Consider the following 16,178-nt stretch of genomic DNA (forward strand, 5'->3'; position numbering starts at 1 on the left):
GTCTGTATGTATAAAGTAGTAGAAGTACCAAATGATGTATTACGACAGGTATGTGAACCTGTCACGAAGTTCGATAAAAAACTCGGTAAGATGATCGACCGGATGTTCGATACGATGTACGAATATGATGGTGTCGGCATAGCGGCACCGCAAATCAATCAACCGATCCGTGTAGCTGTCGTCCATACGGATGATGAGACAGGACCGATCGAGCTGATCAATCCGGAAATCATCGAAGCCGATGGTTCACAAATCGATGACGAAGGATGCCTCAGCATGCCAGGCATTTTCGGACCGGTCGAACGGTTCGACCGCATCGTCGTCAAGTCGCAAGATCGTCTCGGACGGACGGTCAAAATCAAGGCAAACGGCTTTTTTGCACGTGCCATCCAGCACGAGATGGATCATTTAGACGGTGTCCTGTTCACGGATAAACTTGTCGAGCAAGAAAAACCGCGCGTCGTTTTCATGGGGACACCTGAGTTTGCGGCAGGGACACTGCGTGAAGTGATCGATGCTGGGTATGACGTCGTCGGTGTCGTATCGCAACCAGATAAGCCGGTCGGACGAAAACGGGAAGTCAAACCGACACCTGTGAAACTCGTCGCGATGGACCACGATATTCCTGTGTTGCAACCGAAACGGATTCGTGAAGACTATCAGGACGTCCTTGATTTAAAACCAGATCTCATTATCACGGCAGCTTACGGTCAGATTGTACCGACAGCGATTTTGGAAGCACCACGTTTTGGGGCGATCAACGTCCATGCGTCACTCCTACCGAAATATCGTGGCGGTGCACCGATTCATCAAGCAATCATCGATGGAGAAAAAGAGACAGGCGTGACGATCATGTATATGGTCGATCGACTGGATGCCGGTGATATGTTGTCAAAAATCATTGTTCCGATCGAAGAGAACGATACAGTCGGAACGATGTTTGAAAAGTTAGCGGACGCAGGAGCGCGACTATTGCTTGAGACCTTACCGCGTCTGTTCGCAGGTGAATTGACACCGGAAGCACAAGTCGAGGCAGAAGCGACGTTTGCGCCGAACATCTCACGCGAGCGGGAACGACTTGATTTTACGTTACCGGGTGAGACACTCTATGATCAAATCCGAGGAATGAATCCTTTCCCAAGTACGTATACGATGCTTGGTGATGACCGATTGAAAGTCTTTTTCGCGACGAAAGTCAAAGGAACGGGACGACCAGGCGAAATCATCGCTTTAGAAGCGGATGGTCCCGTCATCGCGACAGGTTCGGAGACAGCGTTGAAGCTGATCGACTTACAGCCGTCCGGAAAAAAACGGATGGACGGTGCTACGTTCATGCGCGGGATCGGTCAATCGCTTGAACTCGGACAACAAGTAGGTGAGAATGCATGAATGTACGTGACGCAGCAGTAACGACACTGATGAAAATTGGTCAAGGTGGTGCCTTCTCGACAATCACCGTCCACCAGATGCTTGAAAAGCGTGCTATCTCAGCAACAGATGTCGGCTTGTTCACGGAACTCGTCTACGGGACGCTCAGTCGTGAATTGACACTGGATTATATTTTGGAGCCGTATCTAGCGAAACAGAAAAAACTTGATCCGTTCATGCGTCCGTTGTTACGGATGAGTGTGTATCAATTGTTTTATCTTGATCGTGTACCGGATCATGCCGTCATCCATGAAGCTGTCGAGATTGCTAAAAAACGTGGAAAAGTCCACGTCTCGAAAGTCGTCAACGGAGTGCTCCGGAATGTATTACGGGCGGGAATGCCTAATTTCGCTGAAATCGAGCCTGTTGCAAAACGAATCAGCATCGAAACGAGTCACCCGCAGTGGCTCGTCGAACGTTGGATTGAACTGTTTGGTCCAGAAGAAACGCTTCAAATCTGTCAATTGAATAACACACCTGCACCGGTCACGGTTCGCATCAATCGGACGAAGACGACGCGAGAGGAAGCGATCGAGCTTCTACTCGACCAAGGTGTGACGGCAAAACCATCTACGGTCGCGCCAGACGGTCTCGAAATCGAACGAGGAAGCATTCAAAAAACGGATCTGATTGACCGAGGGTATCTTTCTCTGCAGGATGAGAGCTCAATGCTCGTCGCCCGTGCACTCGGTGCAGAAACATCTGATCATGTACTTGACAGCTGTGCCGCACCTGGTGGGAAAGCGATGCATATTGCTGAAGGTTTGACGACGGGAACACTACAGGCACTTGATCTTCATCCACATAAGATTAAATTGATTGAACAGCAAGCGACACGATTAGGTCTTACGACTGTTCAAGCAGAAGCGTTAGATGCTCGTAAAGCAGGAGACCGCTTTGAAGTAGAATCGTTTGATCGGATTCTTGTCGACGCACCTTGTTCAGGACTCGGTGTCATTCGAAGAAAACCAGATATCAAATGGACGAAACGCCCGGAACAACTCGAGCAACTCCCGAAAATTCAACGAGATATTCTGACATCTGTCTTACCACTCGTTAAAAAGGGTGGAACCTTCGTCTATTCGACTTGTACGATTGATCCGATCGAGAACGAGGATCAGACAGCGTTCATTCTCGATCAAGGATTTGAATTTGATACATCCTTCGCGGCACGGATGCCGGAATCCGTGCGACATCTGATCGGGGATCGAGCAGAACTCAAGTTGTTACCGACGACAGTCGGAACGGACGGCTTCTATATTGCCGCGTTTAAAAAACGAGAAGATTGACACGAACGGAGGACTGTCATGGAGTTAGCTCACCTTTCGACTACTGGGAAAGTCAGGACTAAAAATGAGGATACGGTATTACTCGTCGGGAACGCCGAACGTGGTCTTGCCGTCGTTGCGGACGGTATGGGGGGTCATGCTGCTGGCGATATCGCAAGTGCGATCGTTCGCGAGGTATTTGAAGCATCCTTTTCACTCATGCCAAATCGTCCGATGGAATTGTCTGAATGGATAGAACAACGTGTAGCCGAGGCAAATGCCCGGATTCTTCAGTTTTCAAAAGACGAGCAACTTGCAATCGTCGGAACGACCATTGCCTGCGTATGCTGGGTCGAAGATTTGCTCGTCATCGGTCATGTTGGAGATAGTAGGGTCTATGCCCTTGAAGGTACGGCGTTAAAACAATTGACGGATGATCATTCTTACGTCAACATGTTACGACAAATGGGGGAACTTTCGGATGAGGAAGTCGAAAATCATCCACGTAAGAATGTCATCACACGGTCGGTCGGCTCGAACGAAACAGTCGAAGTCGACATTCAAGTCAGAGATGCTCCAGACTATGACCTCGTCCTCGTCTGTAGTGACGGATTGACCGATGAAGTGCCAGATGATGTCATCGAACAGATCATCTTACAGGATGAGCCGCTTGATGAGATCGTTGGACGATTGGTGAAAGAAGCGAATGCTCGAGGAGGCGCGGATAATATTACGATTGCCGCCATCCGGTTCAAAGAAAGAAAGAGGGTCTGAATATGCGATACGGAGATCGATTAAATGACCGCTACCGCATAGAACGGCTAGTTGGAAGTGGCGGGATGGCAAATGTCTATCAAGCCTATGATGAGATTTTAAAGCGTCATGTTGCCATTAAGATTTTACGGACTGAATTTTCGCATGACGAACAGTTCATTCGTCGATTCGAACGTGAAGCGCATGCTGCTACCAGCTTGAATCATCCAAACATCGTTGCCGTCTATGATGTAGGCGAAGAAGATGCCATCTATTACATCGTCATGGAGTATATCGATGGTATGACATTAAAGACATTTTGTGAAAATCAAGCATTACCTGTGCCGCAGGCCGTCGATATCATCGCTCAAATTTGTGATGCGATCGATCACGCCCATGCACACCGGATCATCCATCGCGATATCAAACCGCAAAACATGTTGATTCGAGAAGATGGTACCGTCAAAGTAACGGATTTCGGAATCGCTGTGGCAATGTCGAATGCGACGCTGACGCATACGATGTCAGTCCTTGGATCCGTCCATTACTTTTCACCAGAACAAGCAAAAGGTAAATTTGCGGATGAGAAGTCGGATATCTATTCGCTTGGTGCTGTATTATACGAACTTGTTACAGGACAAGTCCCGTTCGAAGGTGATTCACCGGTTGCGATTGCTTTAAAGCATCTGCAAGATACACCGCGTCGCCCATCCGTCTTGAATCCGAAAGTGCCACAAGCGCTTGAGAACTGTATCATGCAGGCGCTCGCAAAAGCACCGCATGACCGCCAACAGTCCGTCGCAGCCTTTAAGACAGATATGGTGACGGCGTTGTCTGACGAACGAGCAAGTGAAGGCATCCGTGGTGCAGAAGAGGATGAGATGGAAAAGACGATGGTCTTATCGCCTGTACAAGTGCCAGAAGAATCAAAAGCGGAACCAGAATCACCCGCTGTCACGACCGTTCAACCGAAAACACCGGAAAAGAAAAAGAAAAAACGCTGGTGGATCGTCCTCTTATTGCTCATATTGCTAGGTGGTGCAGCTACGACGTTTGCGATGTGGCCAGATCCAACGGTCACCGTACCATCTGTCGTCAAGTCGGATGGAGACGAAGCGGAAACGAAGCTTGAGAAACTTGGATTCGTTGTTGAGACGACAGAACGAAATAGCGATACAGTCGAGGAAGGCGATGTCATCAGTCAGACACCGCGTGAAAACGCACAAGTCAAGAAGGGTTCGACAGTCAACTTGGTCGTCTCTACAGGTAGTGCTCCGGTCGAAGTACCGGATGTGACAGATGACGCTGAAAAAGAGGCGATCGCCACATTAAAAGAGGCTGGATTCGCAAAAGTCGAAGTCGAACGTGAAAAGTCGGATGAAATCGCGCGAGGTAATGTTATCCGACAATCGATCTCTGCTGGAACGGAAGTGATCGCAAAAGAACAGACGATTACGATCACTGTCTCAGAAGGAACTTCGTCCTTTGAATTGAAAGATTTGACGAACTTATCGAGTGATGAAGCAAAAGCGTATCTCGATGAAATGGGTCTCGACGGCACGTTTGAACAAGAATTTTCAAGTGACGTGAAGCTCGATCAAGTCATCCGTCAATTCCCGCAAGCAGGAGCACAAGTCGAACCGAACGACTCCGTGACTGTGTTCATCTCAAAAGGTGAGGAAGAAAAAACGGTGACGGCAACGTTCCCTGAAAAGGTCGTCTATGATGCGGTCAGCGAGAACGAGGACGAGGAACCACCGAAACAAGTCATCCGGATTGAGACGGAAGACGCGAAAGGGAAGCGGACCGTCATCGAGGAATCGATTGATCAAGATGAGACATTCGACGTGCCGGTGACGATTGATCCAGGAGAAGAAGGAAAAATTACGATCTATAAAGACGATACGGTGTATCGTTCAAAAACCATCACGTACAATCAAGCAAAAGACGCACAATGAATGTGATGAAAAAGGAGTGCATAGGATGACGGAACAACGCATCGAAGAGAATCGAGAAGGAACGATCATACGTCTGCAGGGTGGCTTTTATGATGTCATGACACCAGAAGGAGAGGTCCGTTCACGGGCAAGAGGGAATTTCCGAAAACGCGGCATCAGTCCAGTCGTCGGAGACGAGGTCGTTCTTCATATCGAAAGTGAGACAGGATATATTCTCGAAGTGAAGGAGCGGGACAACTTTTTAGTACGCCCTCCAGTCGCGAATATCGACCAGGCATTGCTCGTCGTCTCGGCGGCAGAACCTGATTTTTCAGCGCACTTGCTCGACCGATTTCTCGTTTTGATCGAAGCGAAGGAAATTCAACCCGTCATCCTATTGACGAAGATGGATTTGCTGGACGATGTTAAAGGACCGGCTGTCCGAGAGGCGATTGCCGCTTACCGGAAGATTGGGTATACGGTCATCGAGACATCAAGTGAGACGTTGGCAGGTATTGAGCAAGTCCGTCCGTTACTTGCTGGAAAAACGAGCGTTCTCGCCGGACAATCCGGTGTCGGGAAAAGTTCATTGCTCAATGCACTGGAACCCTCTCTTGATTTAGAAACAAGTGCGATCTCGAAATCACTCGGACGAGGACGTCATACGACGCGCCACGTCACATTGATGCCGCTTGCCGAAGGATTGATTGCCGATACGCCAGGTTTCTCGAACCTCGATTTTCCGTATGATATGGAAATCGAGGATGTACGGTGGAGTTTCCCTGAATTCGTGGCTGTACAAGATGATTGCAAATACCGAGGTTGCTTGCATTTGAATGAACCCGGTTGTGCCGTCAAGGAAGCCGTCGAAGCCCAAGAAATCATGTCCTCTCGTTATGAGAACTATGGTATGTTTATAGACGAAATCAAGAATCGAGCCCGGAGGTATTGAAGATGATTAAAATTGCACCATCTATCTTATCAGCAGATTTTGCGAATCTCGAACGCGATGTTAAAGCAGTCGAAGCAGCAGGCGCGGACTATATCCATTTTGATGTCATGGACGGTCAGTTCGTACCGAACATCTCATTTGGATTACCTGTGCTTAGCAGCTTACGTCAAAAGACGGATATGATTCTCGATGTCCATTTGATGATCGACCAGCCAGAACGTTTCGTCGAGGATTTCGTCAAAGCAGGGGCGGACATCGTGACGTTCCACGTCGAAGCGACGAATCATGTCCATCGTGTCTTGCAACAAATCAAAGCAGCGGGCGCAAAGGCAGGAGTCGTCTTGAATCCCCATACGCCATTATCAACGATTGAACACGTCCTTGAGGATGTCGATATGGTTTTATTGATGACGGTCAATCCGGGCTTTGGTGGACAAGCCTTCATCGAGCGTGTCATGCCGAAACTCGCAGCACTTGCGCAAATGAAAGCAGATCGTGGTCTGACATTTGAAATCGAGATTGACGGTGGCGTCAATCCGGAAACGGCAAAGCTTTGCATCGATAACGGTGCGAACGTTCTCGTCGCAGGATCAGCAATCTACAATGCACCAGATTATGCGGAAGCGATCACTAGCATTCGTCAAGGGGCTGCCGTATAATAAGAACGAGAAAACGAAATATGATGACCGCAAGGGGTGTCGCTTGAAAAGCGGCTGAGAGAAGTCTTTTAGACTTTAACCCTTCGAACCTGTTCCGTTCAAACGGACGTAGGGATGTGGCGCACGCAGGCAGTACGGCGTTCGTCGTACTGCCTTTTTGCGTCCTCTCGTACAATGAAGGAGGAAAATAGCATGAAACGGTTACAAATGATGATGGAAATTGCCATCTTCGCCAGTCTCGGAGTCGTCTTTGATTTACTGATTCCATTCAAAATGCCACAAGGAGGCTCAATCAGCTTAGCGATGTTACCGATCTTCGTCATGGCATTTCGCCACGGTGTCGTCGGAGGGGTCGTCACGGGAGCGCTTGTCGGTACGATTCAATTGATGTTCGCTCCACAAGTCTTGACGATCGTTCAACCGATGCTTGACTATACGATTGCGTATGGTGTCGTCGGATTAAGTGGTCTGTTCGCGCGTCAAGTCAGACTAGCCGCGCGCAATGGACAAAAGAAAAGCTTGATGGCGTTCGTTCTCCTGGCGACGTTATTAGGCGCAGGACTCCGTTATATCTGTCATGTCATCAGTGGAATCGTCTTTTTTGCCGAGTATGCCGAAGGTCCAGTCGTACCGTATTCATTGATTTATAACGCGACATACATGGTACCGTCTTACGTTCTTTGTGGTGTCGTTGCGGGTCTTTTATTCACGACTGCGCCACGCTTACTCCGTTATTCGGCACGAGGCGTCTGAGATGCGGGCGATTCTCGTCTGTGCCGGTCCGCGAGAAGAAGCGCCGGATTTACGGAAGTTTTGTCAGCCAGGTGACTTTATCGTCGGTGTCGACGGTGGTGTTCAGACGATTGAATCGTTTGGGCTGACATGCGACCTGACGATTGGTGATTTTGATTCTCTTGGTTATGTACCAGAAGGGGCAATCGTTCATCCGGCCGAGAAAGATGAAACGGATCTCGAACTGGCACTTCGTACAGTCTCAGAGAAGAAACAGTTTGAGGATACCTTCATCATCGGGGCGACAGGTGGGCGGCTCGACATGACCGTCCAAAATGTATATCTATTGAAGCGATACCCAGAGGCACGACTCGTGACGAAACGAGAAGAGGTACGATACTTGGCTGAGGGAACGTATGCAGTCGAAGCAGGGAGCTATCATTATCTTTCGTTCATTCCACTCGTACCATCGACTTTAAGCTTATCCGGAGTCAAATATCCACTTGATGCACATCCAGTACCGGTCGGAGGTTCCTTGACCGTCAGTAATGAATGGTGTGCGTCAGAAGCGAAGGTAGAGCTCCATCAAGGAGAACTATTGTTGATGCGGACGCTTAAGGAATAGCACAATCATAGGAAAGAGGCCGTGGATGACTCCGCGGCCTCTTTTTAGATGAAATTATTCGTCGAGTTGAGAAGGGGCGACACGGATGTCGCTTTGAGCGGATAGATGTTTTCCTTTGACGAAGAGATGATAACTTCCCCACATGACAAGGAAGAAAGGAACACCGATGTATAGAGCGATTCGTTGATCCGCTTGAAACGCAAGACTGACGAGGACGACGACGTTAAGTGTCAACGAAATCAGTGGTAACACCGGATAGAGTGGTGTCTTGAATTTCAGTTCGGATACATCGTGTCCGTTTCGGACGAACTGACGACGAAATGCAAGCTGCGAAGCAGAGATTGAAATCCAGCCGACTTGAGCCCCGAGTCCGGCTAAGGACAAGAGCCAAATGAAGACGGTATCTTCTGCGAAAAATGCGGTCAGAAGCGATAACATCGCGAACATCATCGTAAAGAGCAACGCCCGCATCGGCACACCACGTGCATTGACGTAAGATAATTTCTTTGAAATCATCCCTTCTTGCGCCATTGCCCATAACATCCGAGTCGCCGCATATAATCCGGAGTTTCCGACGGACAACAACGCTGTCAAGACGACGATGTTCATCAAATCAGCAGCGTACGGAATACCGATCGCATCAAAGACCATGATGAACGGACTGCTGACTCCGCCAGCTGTTTCATACGGAATTAATGCACCAACGATCGTAATCGATAAGACGAAGAAGATGAACGTCCGCCAGACTGTGTTGCGGATGGCTTTTGGAATCGATTTTTCGGGCGTGTCGGACTCCCCAGCCGCAACACCGATCAATTCCGTTCCTTGGAAGGCGAAGTTGACGGCAATCATCGTCGTCAAGACACCGAGAATCCCGTTTGGAAACCAACCGCTTGCCGTAAAGTTCGCAAATAACGATGTCGGACGATCTGCTTCCATCGGTAACCAGCCGAACCAAGCAGCGCCACCTAGAATGATGAAGAACAGGATCGCGAGGACCTTCAAACTCGAGAACCAGAATTCAGCTTCACCGAATGCTTTGGCGGAGACGGCATTCAGACCGAACAGCAAGACCGTAAAGACGGTACACCAGACGACAACGGGTACGTTCGGAAACCAGCGGTCCATCAAACTGCCGGCAGCTGTAATTTCGAGTGCCACCGTCACGGCCCAGCCGAGCCAATAAATCCAACCGACGGCAAAGCCGACCCCTGGTCCGATGAATCGGGTCGTATAGGTCTGAAATGACCCCGAGACCGGCAGATAGACCGCTAATTCTCCTAGACATAACATCGTCAGATACATGATGGTCCCACCCACGATGTAACTGAGGACCGCCCCGAGAGGTCCTGCTTGTGAAATCGTTAATCCTGACCCTAAAAATAAGCCTGTTCCGATGATTCCGCCGAGTGAAATCATGAACAGGTGTCGACTCGTCATCTCTCGTTTGAGTTGCATGATGACTTCCCCCAATTCTGACAAAATAAAGTACGTTCCTATTGTAAGCGTTTTCAATAAAAGCGACAATTAGTTTATGAGAAAAATAAATGAGGGCATAAAAAAACCGGAAGGGAAGATTCCCATCCGGTGGTTGCGCCTTATACGCGTTCGACTTTACCTGATTTAAGAGCTCGAGCTGAAACCCAAACCTTTTTCGGCTTACCGTCGACGAGGATACGTACTTTTTGTACGTTGACTCCCCAAGTACGTTTTGTTTTGTTCAATGCGTGTGAACGGTTGTTACCCGACTTTGGCGATTTCCCAGTAACGTAGCATTTACGTGCCATGCGTTCCGCCTCCTTTTATGTTGTTTTGCGTTCGTCCTAATAGACACTTTGCTATCTTAGCATGGTGTCAGGGCGGTTGCAACATAAAAAAAGTAGCTGACAAGAAAAAAACTTGACAGACAACCTCGAAATTTAAAATAATGGATGAGGATGATGGTAAAAGTTCATTTGACCGCTACTATTTTTCACTTATTCATTGTATAGTCAGTACGGCGACTTTTCAATAGTAGGTCCTTATAGTAGAATTATGAGAAGAATACAATATTCAAAGGGGGCTACTCAGGTGGCGATCGAGATGAAAACGACCTATGGAAAGATTGATGTAGATAATGATGTCGTCGCGCAACTTGCTGGCGGCGCAGCAATGGAATGTTTTGGTGTCGTTGGTATGGCATCCCAGTCTCAAATCAAGGATGGTCTTGCTGAACTCTTAAAACGTGAGAACTTTGCACGCGGTGTCATCGTTCGACAGGCTTCAGAGCAGGTCCATATCGATATGCATATCATCGTAAGCTATGGAACGAAAATCTCAGAGGTGGCGAACAACGTACAGAGTCGCGTGAAATACACGCTCAGTCAGGCACTAGGTCTTGACGTGACATCTGTGAACATCTTTGTCCAAGGAGTCCGCTTGACGAATGTCTAAGGCGGGAATAGAGGAGGAAACTTTAGTGAGTGTAGATCGTTTAACAGGAGCGCAGTTAGTCAAGATGATTCAAAATGGCGCGGCGAATCTCTATCAAAATGCAGATTTCGTCGATTCATTGAACGTCTTCCCTGTGCCAGATGGTGATACGGGAACGAACATGAATTTGACGATGACTTCAGGTGCAAAAGAAGCAGGTAAATCAACTTCGGATTCTGTATCGGAAGTCGCGAACGTCTTCGCACGTGGATTATTGATGGGGGCGCGCGGAAACTCTGGCGTCATCTTAAGTCAATTGTTCCGTGGATTCTCGAAATCAATCGAAGGCAAAACAACGATTGATACGAAGGAATTCGCAGATGCGTTACAAAAAGGTGTCGATACAGCATACAAAGCAGTCATGAAACCGGTTGAAGGAACAATCTTGACGGTTGCCCGTGAAACAGCTGTCGCTGCTATCGCACAATCTGAGACGACGACGGATTTCTTAGAGTTGATGCGTCAACTCGTCGAAGCTTCGAAAGTATCGCTCGACGGTACACCAGAACTTCTTCCGGTATTAAAAGAAGTCGGCGTCGTTGACTCTGGTGGTCAAGGTCTCGTCTGTATCTATGAAGGATTCCTCGCAACACTCGAAGGAAAAGAACTCGACAAACCGCATGCGCCTGTCATGGAAGCACTCGTCGAAGCAGAGCATCATAAAACGGCTCAAAGCTTCATGTCGACAGAAGAAATCCATTACGGTTACTGTACGGAAATCATGGTTCGTTTCCAAGATGACAAGCTTGCGAATGCACCATTCAGCGAAGAAGACTTCCGTAACGAATTAGCGGAATTCGGTGATTCATTGCTCGTCGTAGCGGATGAAGAACTCCTTAAAGTTCACGTCCACGTTGAAACACCAGGAGAAGTCATCACAAAAGGACAACGTTTCGGTGAACTCGTCGCTGTTAAGATTGAAAACATGCGTCAACAACACTCGACGATCCTTGAAGAAGAAGGTGCGAACCAAGTCACTCCAGTCGCTGCACCGAAGGCAAAAGCGAAAGCAGCCCTCGTGACAGTCGCAATGGGTGAAGGAATCAGCGAACTCTTTAAATCACTCGGTGTCAGTGTCGTCATCGAAGGCGGACAAACGATGAACCCGTCGACTGAAGATATCGTTAAGGCGATCGATGATGCACACGCTGAACACGTTTATGTCTATCCAAACAACTCAAACATCATCATGGCCGCTGAACAAGCAGCATCTGTTGCGAATTGTGGTGTGACGGTCGTGAAATCAAAAACAGTTCCACAAGGTTTAGCAGCAACAATCGTCTATAATCCAGAAGCGACTGTCGAAGAGAACGAAGCGCACATGGCAGATGCGATTGCAGCCGTTAAGTCGGGACAAGTCACATATGCCGTACGTGATACGAACATCGATGGTGTAGAAATCAAGAAGGACGACCATATGGCGATTGCTGAAAAACAAATCGTCGCTACGGACGCTTCAAGTCTTGGTGCCGTCAAGAAACTCGTCGATACACTCGTCACTGAGGACGACGAAATCATCACGGTTCTTTACGGTGAAGGCGTCTCAACAGAAGAAGTCGACGACCTCGTCGCGTACATCGAATCGGTCAATCCGGATGCTGAGGTGGAAGTCCACGACGGCAAACAACCGCTTTATTCGTACATTTTAAGCGTCGAATAAAACCATCATACTGAAAAAGGGCGACTAGCCTTTTCACGAATCCCACCATCTGCGATAATAGAGGTGGGATTTCGTTTGTTTCATAGAGAGGGGAAAAGAAATGAAATATCGTAGCGTCTTTGACATCATCGGACCAGTCATGGTTGGTCCATCGAGCTCGCATACAGCAGGGGCTGCACGGATTGGATTGATGGCGGGTAAATTATTCGGGGAAACGCCTACTGTCATCCACATCACGTTTTACGGTTCATTCGCGGATACGTATCGTGGACATGGAACGGATGTCGCCATCATCGGCGGTGTTCTCGGATACGATACGTTTGACGACCGGATTCCACAATCGATCGATATCGCGAAGTCGAAAGGGATTGAGATTCATTTCGAGACGAGTGAGGCGTTGACGGATCATCCGAATACGGCTCGTGTCCATTTGACGAATGGAGTAGAAGAGTTTGAATTGGTTGGTATTTCAATTGGTGGGGGAACGATTGAAATCACGGAATTAAATGGTGTACCGCTTCGTTTGTCCGGTGGGGGACCGGCACTCGTCGTCTTACACCATGACCGTTTTGGTGCGATCGCAGCCGTGACGAGCATTTTGGCTGATTACGAAATCAATATCGGGCATATGGAAGTGTCACGGCATGAAAAAGGAAAACAAGCACTTATGGCAATTGAGATTGATGACCGGATAACGGCAGAAGTGTTGGAAGAAATCGATCGGTTACCTCAAGTCGAGCGTGCCGTCATGATGGGAGAGTGAAGACATGTTTAAATCCGTAAAAGAACTCGTCGCCATCGCGACGGAACGAAATATTCCGATTTCGGAAGTCATGATCGAGCAAGAGATGACGGTTCGTCATTTAGAGCGAGATGAAGTCTATGCGATGATGGAACGAAACCTGCAAGTGATGGAAGAAGCAGTCGCTCGTTCACTTGATGGTGACGGTGTCCAGTCGGTGACAGGACTGACCGGTGGGGATGCTGTCTTGCTTCAACGGTACCGTGCTTCAGGTAAAGGATTATCCGGTGATTTATTACTGGACGCCGTTAGTAAGGCAATCGGAACGAATGAAGTCAATGCTGCGATGGGAAAAATTTGTGCGACACCAACGGCAGGGAGTGCCGGCGTCGTACCAGGTACACTATTTGCTGTCAAAGATCGGTTAAACCCAACGCGTGAGCAGATGTTACGCTTCTTGTTCACATCCGGTGCGTTCGGTTTCGTCGTCGCGAACAATGCATCGATTTCCGGAGCGGCTGGTGGCTGTCAAGCAGAAGTCGGTTCGGCAACAGCGATGGCAGCTGCTGCCATCGTTGAGATGGCGGGCGGAACACCGGATCAGTCAGCGCATGCTTTTGCGATCGCGCTGAAGAACATGCTCGGACTCGTCTGTGATCCTGTTGCAGGACTCGTCGAAGTGCCATGCGTGAAACGCAATGCGATGGGTGGGGCGAATGCTGTTGTAGCTGCCGACATGGCACTCGCTGGAATCACGTCACGGATTCCATGTGATGAAGTCATCTCAGCCATGCATGAGATTGGTCAGATGATGCCGTCTGCGCTTCGCGAGACAGCAAAAGGTGGACTCGCGAATACGCCGACTGGTCGCTGGCTCGAAGCAAAAATCTTCGGAGAGTTATCGAATGAATCCATCACGTGACGTCAAGACATTAAAAGGTGTCGGACGGGATTTGGCGAAAAAACTAGAAGAGATGAATATTTTCACCGTTGCGGACGTGCTCGAGCACGTCCCGTTTCGTTATGACGACTTCGTGACGGGAAGTCTAACGGAAGCAATCCATGAGGATAAAGTCAAGTTCACGGGTCAAGTCCAATCTGAACCACTTGTGCGCTATTACGGAAAAGGAAAGAATCGTTTAACGTTCCGTCTGCTCGTTGAAGAACGGTATAGTGTGACCGTAACGATGTTCAACCGAGCATTCTACAAAGACCAATTGCAACTTGGGGCAGAAGTGACGGTCAGTGGCAAGTGGGACTTACACCGGATGACGATCTCTGCGACGGAATTGCAATTCGGGGCAATCGAAGGCGAATTGACACCGGTCTACTCGCTACGGGGTGACATGCGGATGAAAACGTTCCGACGCGTCGTCGACTTGGCGTTCAAGGAGACTGAGGCATTAGCTGAACGGATCCCGGATAGTATCAGGAAGACATATCGGTTACAAGACCGGATGACGATGTTAAAGTCGCTTCATTTCCCAACGAATCGACAAGAGTTAACGGCTGCTCGTCGCAGTTATGTCTACGAAGAGTGCCTCTATTTCCAACTGAAATTACAGGCGTTACGTCTTGGGCGACGGAAAGGTCAAGGGATTGCTCTTCCCCTTCATGAAACGGATATCGCCAATTTCATCCAGAGCCTACCGTTTCCGCTGACAGGTGCCCAGCAACGTGTGACAAAAGAAATCCTAGACGACATCGGTCGCGGCGAACGAATGAATCGGTTGTTGCAAGGAGATGTCGGAAGCGGGAAGACCGTCATCGCAGCCATCGCCTTGTTCGCGACGGTTCGTGCCGGAAGACAAGGCGCCTTAATGGTGCCGACCGAAATTTTAGCGGAACAGCATGCAGCGTCGCTCGCCCCATTGCTTGAACCACTTGGGATTCGGGTCGGTCTACTGACGAGTTCAGTTAAAGGAAAAGCGCGCGCGCACTTGCTCAAAGCCCTCGCAACAGGAGAAATCGACGTCTTGGTCGGAACACATGCGCTGATTCAAGACACCGTCCAGTTCAAGGCATTACACCTCGTCATCACCGATGAACAACATCGCTTCGGTGTCGAACAACGGAAACGATTGCGTGCGAAAGCTGAACAGGCAGATGTATTATATATGACAGCGACACCGATTCCGCGTACGCTTGCGATATCGGTCTTTGGAGATATGGATGTTTCGATCATCGATGAGATGCCGGCGGGACGAAAGGAAATCGAGACCTACTGGGCGAAACCGCAACAGATGGAACGCGTTTTCGGGTTCGTCGAGAAAGAATTGTCGCAAGGTCGACAAGCCTACGTCATCACGCCATTGATCGAGGAATCCGAATCACTCGAAGTTCAAAATGCGATCGAATTACATGCGACATTGACTGAGCGGTTCAAGCCCTATCATGTCGGTTTGATGCATGGGCGCTTGACTTCTTCAGAAAAAGACGAGGTCATGCAGGCATTCAAGGAGAATACCGTTCAAATCCTTGTTTCGACGACGGTCGTCGAGGTCGGTGTGAACGTTCCGAATGCATCGATCATCGTCATTCATGATGCAGAACGCTTCGGTCTTGCGCAATTACACCAATTAAGAGGACGCGTCGGTCGAGGCGATGCCCAGTCTTACTGTATTCTAATCGCCGATCCCTCTTCCGATACGGGAAAAGAACGGATCAAGACGATGACGGAGACGAACGATGGCTTCAAGCTAGCGGAAAAGGATTTAAAACTGCGCGGAGCCGGAAATTTCTTCGGTACCGAACAAAGTGGATTACCGCGCTTCGTCTTGACCGATCCGGCGCTTGATATACAAGTCATGGAAACTGCGCGACAAGATGCAGTCCGCTTACTGCGATCGGACGCCTTTTGGCAAGCGCCGGAATACGATGTCTTGCGTGACTATATCGAACGACAAGGGCTACTTGAAGGAGAAAGAATCGAATAATACTTGAAAGTGAA

15 protein-coding genes and 1 riboswitch are annotated in these 16,178 nt (G+C 48.9%); of the genes, 13 read left to right on the plus strand and 2 right to left on the minus strand.

Annotation, left to right across the window (positions count from 1 at the left end; all coding sequences use genetic code 11):
• Positions 1 to 6: 6 nt before the first annotated feature.
• The 8 genes from fmt to KNQ14_RS04350 all read left to right on the plus strand — a co-directional run bounded on the left by fmt (position 7) and on the right by KNQ14_RS04350 (position 8,354).
• Positions 7 to 1,389 (plus strand): methionyl-tRNA formyltransferase, encoded by a 1,383-nt coding sequence (gene fmt, locus KNQ14_RS04315; protein WP_214859762.1) that lies wholly within the window; start codon positions 7 to 9, stop codon positions 1,387 to 1,389.
• Positions 1,386 to 2,717: a 16S rRNA (cytosine(967)-C(5))-methyltransferase RsmB gene (gene rsmB, locus KNQ14_RS04320; RefSeq protein WP_214859763.1), complete on the plus strand. Its 1,332-nt coding sequence runs from the start codon at positions 1,386 to 1,388 to the stop codon at positions 2,715 to 2,717. The genes fmt and rsmB overlap by 4 nt, the downstream gene beginning before the upstream one ends.
• Before the next feature lie 18 nt (positions 2,718 to 2,735).
• On the plus strand, positions 2,736 to 3,470 hold the full coding sequence (locus KNQ14_RS04325) for a Stp1/IreP family PP2C-type Ser/Thr phosphatase (RefSeq protein WP_023468765.1): 735 nt from the start codon (positions 2,736 to 2,738) through the stop codon (positions 3,468 to 3,470).
• 2 nt (positions 3,471 to 3,472) lie between these two features.
• On the plus strand, positions 3,473 to 5,407 hold the full coding sequence (pknB, locus tag KNQ14_RS04330; protein ID WP_214858030.1) for a Stk1 family PASTA domain-containing Ser/Thr kinase: 1,935 nt from the start codon (positions 3,473 to 3,475) through the stop codon (positions 5,405 to 5,407).
• Between the two features lie 25 nt (positions 5,408 to 5,432).
• Positions 5,433 to 6,338: a ribosome small subunit-dependent GTPase A gene (gene rsgA / locus KNQ14_RS04335; RefSeq protein WP_029342107.1), complete on the plus strand. Its 906-nt coding sequence runs from the start codon at positions 5,433 to 5,435 to the stop codon at positions 6,336 to 6,338.
• A gap of 2 nt (positions 6,339 to 6,340) precedes the next feature.
• Positions 6,341 to 6,997 (plus strand): ribulose-phosphate 3-epimerase, encoded by a 657-nt coding sequence (gene rpe / locus KNQ14_RS04340; RefSeq protein ID WP_029342106.1) that lies wholly within the window; start codon positions 6,341 to 6,343, stop codon positions 6,995 to 6,997.
• A 22-nt stretch (positions 6,998 to 7,019) separates the two neighbouring features.
• Positions 7,020 to 7,129: riboswitch (TPP riboswitch) on the plus strand.
• A 60-nt stretch (positions 7,130 to 7,189) separates the two neighbouring features.
• Positions 7,190 to 7,750 (plus strand): energy-coupled thiamine transporter ThiT, encoded by a 561-nt coding sequence (gene thiT, locus KNQ14_RS04345; RefSeq protein ID WP_023468761.1) that lies wholly within the window; start codon positions 7,190 to 7,192, stop codon positions 7,748 to 7,750.
• 1 nt (position 7,751) lies between these two features.
• A complete protein-coding gene (locus KNQ14_RS04350; protein ID WP_214859764.1) occupies positions 7,752 to 8,354 on the plus strand; it encodes a thiamine diphosphokinase in 603 nt (200 codons plus the stop codon).
• A 54-nt stretch (positions 8,355 to 8,408) separates the two neighbouring features.
• Here the strand turns inward: KNQ14_RS04350 and KNQ14_RS04355 are convergent, their stop codons facing one another.
• Both KNQ14_RS04355 and rpmB read right to left on the minus strand, forming a co-directional pair.
• Positions 8,409 to 9,812, minus strand: coding sequence for an amino acid permease (locus tag KNQ14_RS04355; protein ID WP_214859765.1), 1,404 nt, complete (start codon positions 9,810 to 9,812; stop codon positions 8,409 to 8,411).
• A 140-nt stretch (positions 9,813 to 9,952) separates the two neighbouring features.
• Entirely contained in the window at positions 9,953 to 10,141 is a 189-nt protein-coding gene (gene rpmB, locus KNQ14_RS04360; RefSeq protein WP_023468758.1) for a 50S ribosomal protein L28, read from the minus strand.
• Positions 10,142 to 10,424: 283 nt separating this feature from the next.
• Between rpmB and KNQ14_RS04365 the strand changes: the two genes are divergently transcribed.
• The 5 genes from KNQ14_RS04365 (at position 10,425) to recG (ending at position 16,164) form a co-directional block, all read left to right on the plus strand.
• A complete protein-coding gene (locus tag KNQ14_RS04365) occupies positions 10,425 to 10,787 on the plus strand; it encodes an Asp23/Gls24 family envelope stress response protein (RefSeq protein WP_023468757.1) in 363 nt (120 codons plus the stop codon).
• A gap of 25 nt (positions 10,788 to 10,812) precedes the next feature.
• Positions 10,813 to 12,486 (plus strand): DAK2 domain-containing protein, encoded by a 1,674-nt coding sequence (locus KNQ14_RS04370; protein WP_371743324.1) that lies wholly within the window; start codon positions 10,813 to 10,815, stop codon positions 12,484 to 12,486.
• A 100-nt stretch (positions 12,487 to 12,586) separates the two neighbouring features.
• Positions 12,587 to 13,249, plus strand: coding sequence for an L-serine ammonia-lyase, iron-sulfur-dependent subunit beta (gene sdaAB, locus KNQ14_RS04375; RefSeq protein WP_023468755.1), 663 nt, complete (start codon positions 12,587 to 12,589; stop codon positions 13,247 to 13,249).
• Positions 13,250 to 13,253: 4 nt separating this feature from the next.
• Positions 13,254 to 14,150 carry an L-serine ammonia-lyase, iron-sulfur-dependent, subunit alpha gene (gene sdaAA / locus KNQ14_RS04380; protein WP_023468754.1) on the plus strand — a complete coding sequence of 299 codons (897 nt, stop codon included), beginning with the start codon at positions 13,254 to 13,256 and terminating at the stop codon, positions 14,148 to 14,150.
• Entirely contained in the window at positions 14,134 to 16,164 is a 2,031-nt protein-coding gene (gene recG, locus KNQ14_RS04385) for an ATP-dependent DNA helicase RecG (protein WP_214859767.1), read from the plus strand. Before sdaAA ends, recG begins: the two co-directional genes overlap by 17 nt.
• Positions 16,165 to 16,178: the final 14 nt, after the last annotated feature.

Source organism: Exiguobacterium sp. s161 (genome assembly GCF_018619045.1).
Classification (GTDB): Bacteria; Bacillota; Bacilli; order Exiguobacteriales; family Exiguobacteriaceae; genus Exiguobacterium_A; species Exiguobacterium_A indicum.

Excerpts from the sequence above, each read along its gene's own strand:
- rsgA (WP_029342107.1), top strand. The coding sequence starts at position 5,433 with ATGACGGAACAACGCATCGAAGAGAATCGAGAAGGAACGATCATACGT.
- pknB (WP_214858030.1), top strand. The coding sequence starts at position 3,473 with ATGCGATACGGAGATCGATTAAATGACCGCTACCGCATAGAACGGCTA.
- KNQ14_RS04325 (WP_023468765.1), top strand. The coding sequence starts at position 2,736 with ATGGAGTTAGCTCACCTTTCGACTACTGGGAAAGTCAGGACTAAAAAT.
- sdaAA (WP_023468754.1), top strand. The coding sequence starts at position 13,254 with ATGTTTAAATCCGTAAAAGAACTCGTCGCCATCGCGACGGAACGAAAT.
- rpe (WP_029342106.1), top strand. The coding sequence starts at position 6,341 with ATGATTAAAATTGCACCATCTATCTTATCAGCAGATTTTGCGAATCTC.
- KNQ14_RS04355 (WP_214859765.1), bottom strand. The coding sequence starts at position 9,812 with ATGCAACTCAAACGAGAGATGACGAGTCGACACCTGTTCATGATTTCA.
- thiT (WP_023468761.1), top strand. The coding sequence starts at position 7,190 with ATGAAACGGTTACAAATGATGATGGAAATTGCCATCTTCGCCAGTCTC.
- rsmB (WP_214859763.1), top strand. The coding sequence starts at position 1,386 with ATGAATGTACGTGACGCAGCAGTAACGACACTGATGAAAATTGGTCAA.
- fmt (WP_214859762.1), top strand. The coding sequence starts at position 7 with ATGTATAAAGTAGTAGAAGTACCAAATGATGTATTACGACAGGTATGT.
- recG (WP_214859767.1), top strand. The coding sequence starts at position 14,134 with ATGAATCCATCACGTGACGTCAAGACATTAAAAGGTGTCGGACGGGAT.
- sdaAB (WP_023468755.1), top strand. The coding sequence starts at position 12,587 with ATGAAATATCGTAGCGTCTTTGACATCATCGGACCAGTCATGGTTGGT.
- rpmB (WP_023468758.1), bottom strand. The coding sequence starts at position 10,141 with ATGGCACGTAAATGCTACGTTACTGGGAAATCGCCAAAGTCGGGTAAC.
- KNQ14_RS04350 (WP_214859764.1), top strand. The coding sequence starts at position 7,752 with ATGCGGGCGATTCTCGTCTGTGCCGGTCCGCGAGAAGAAGCGCCGGAT.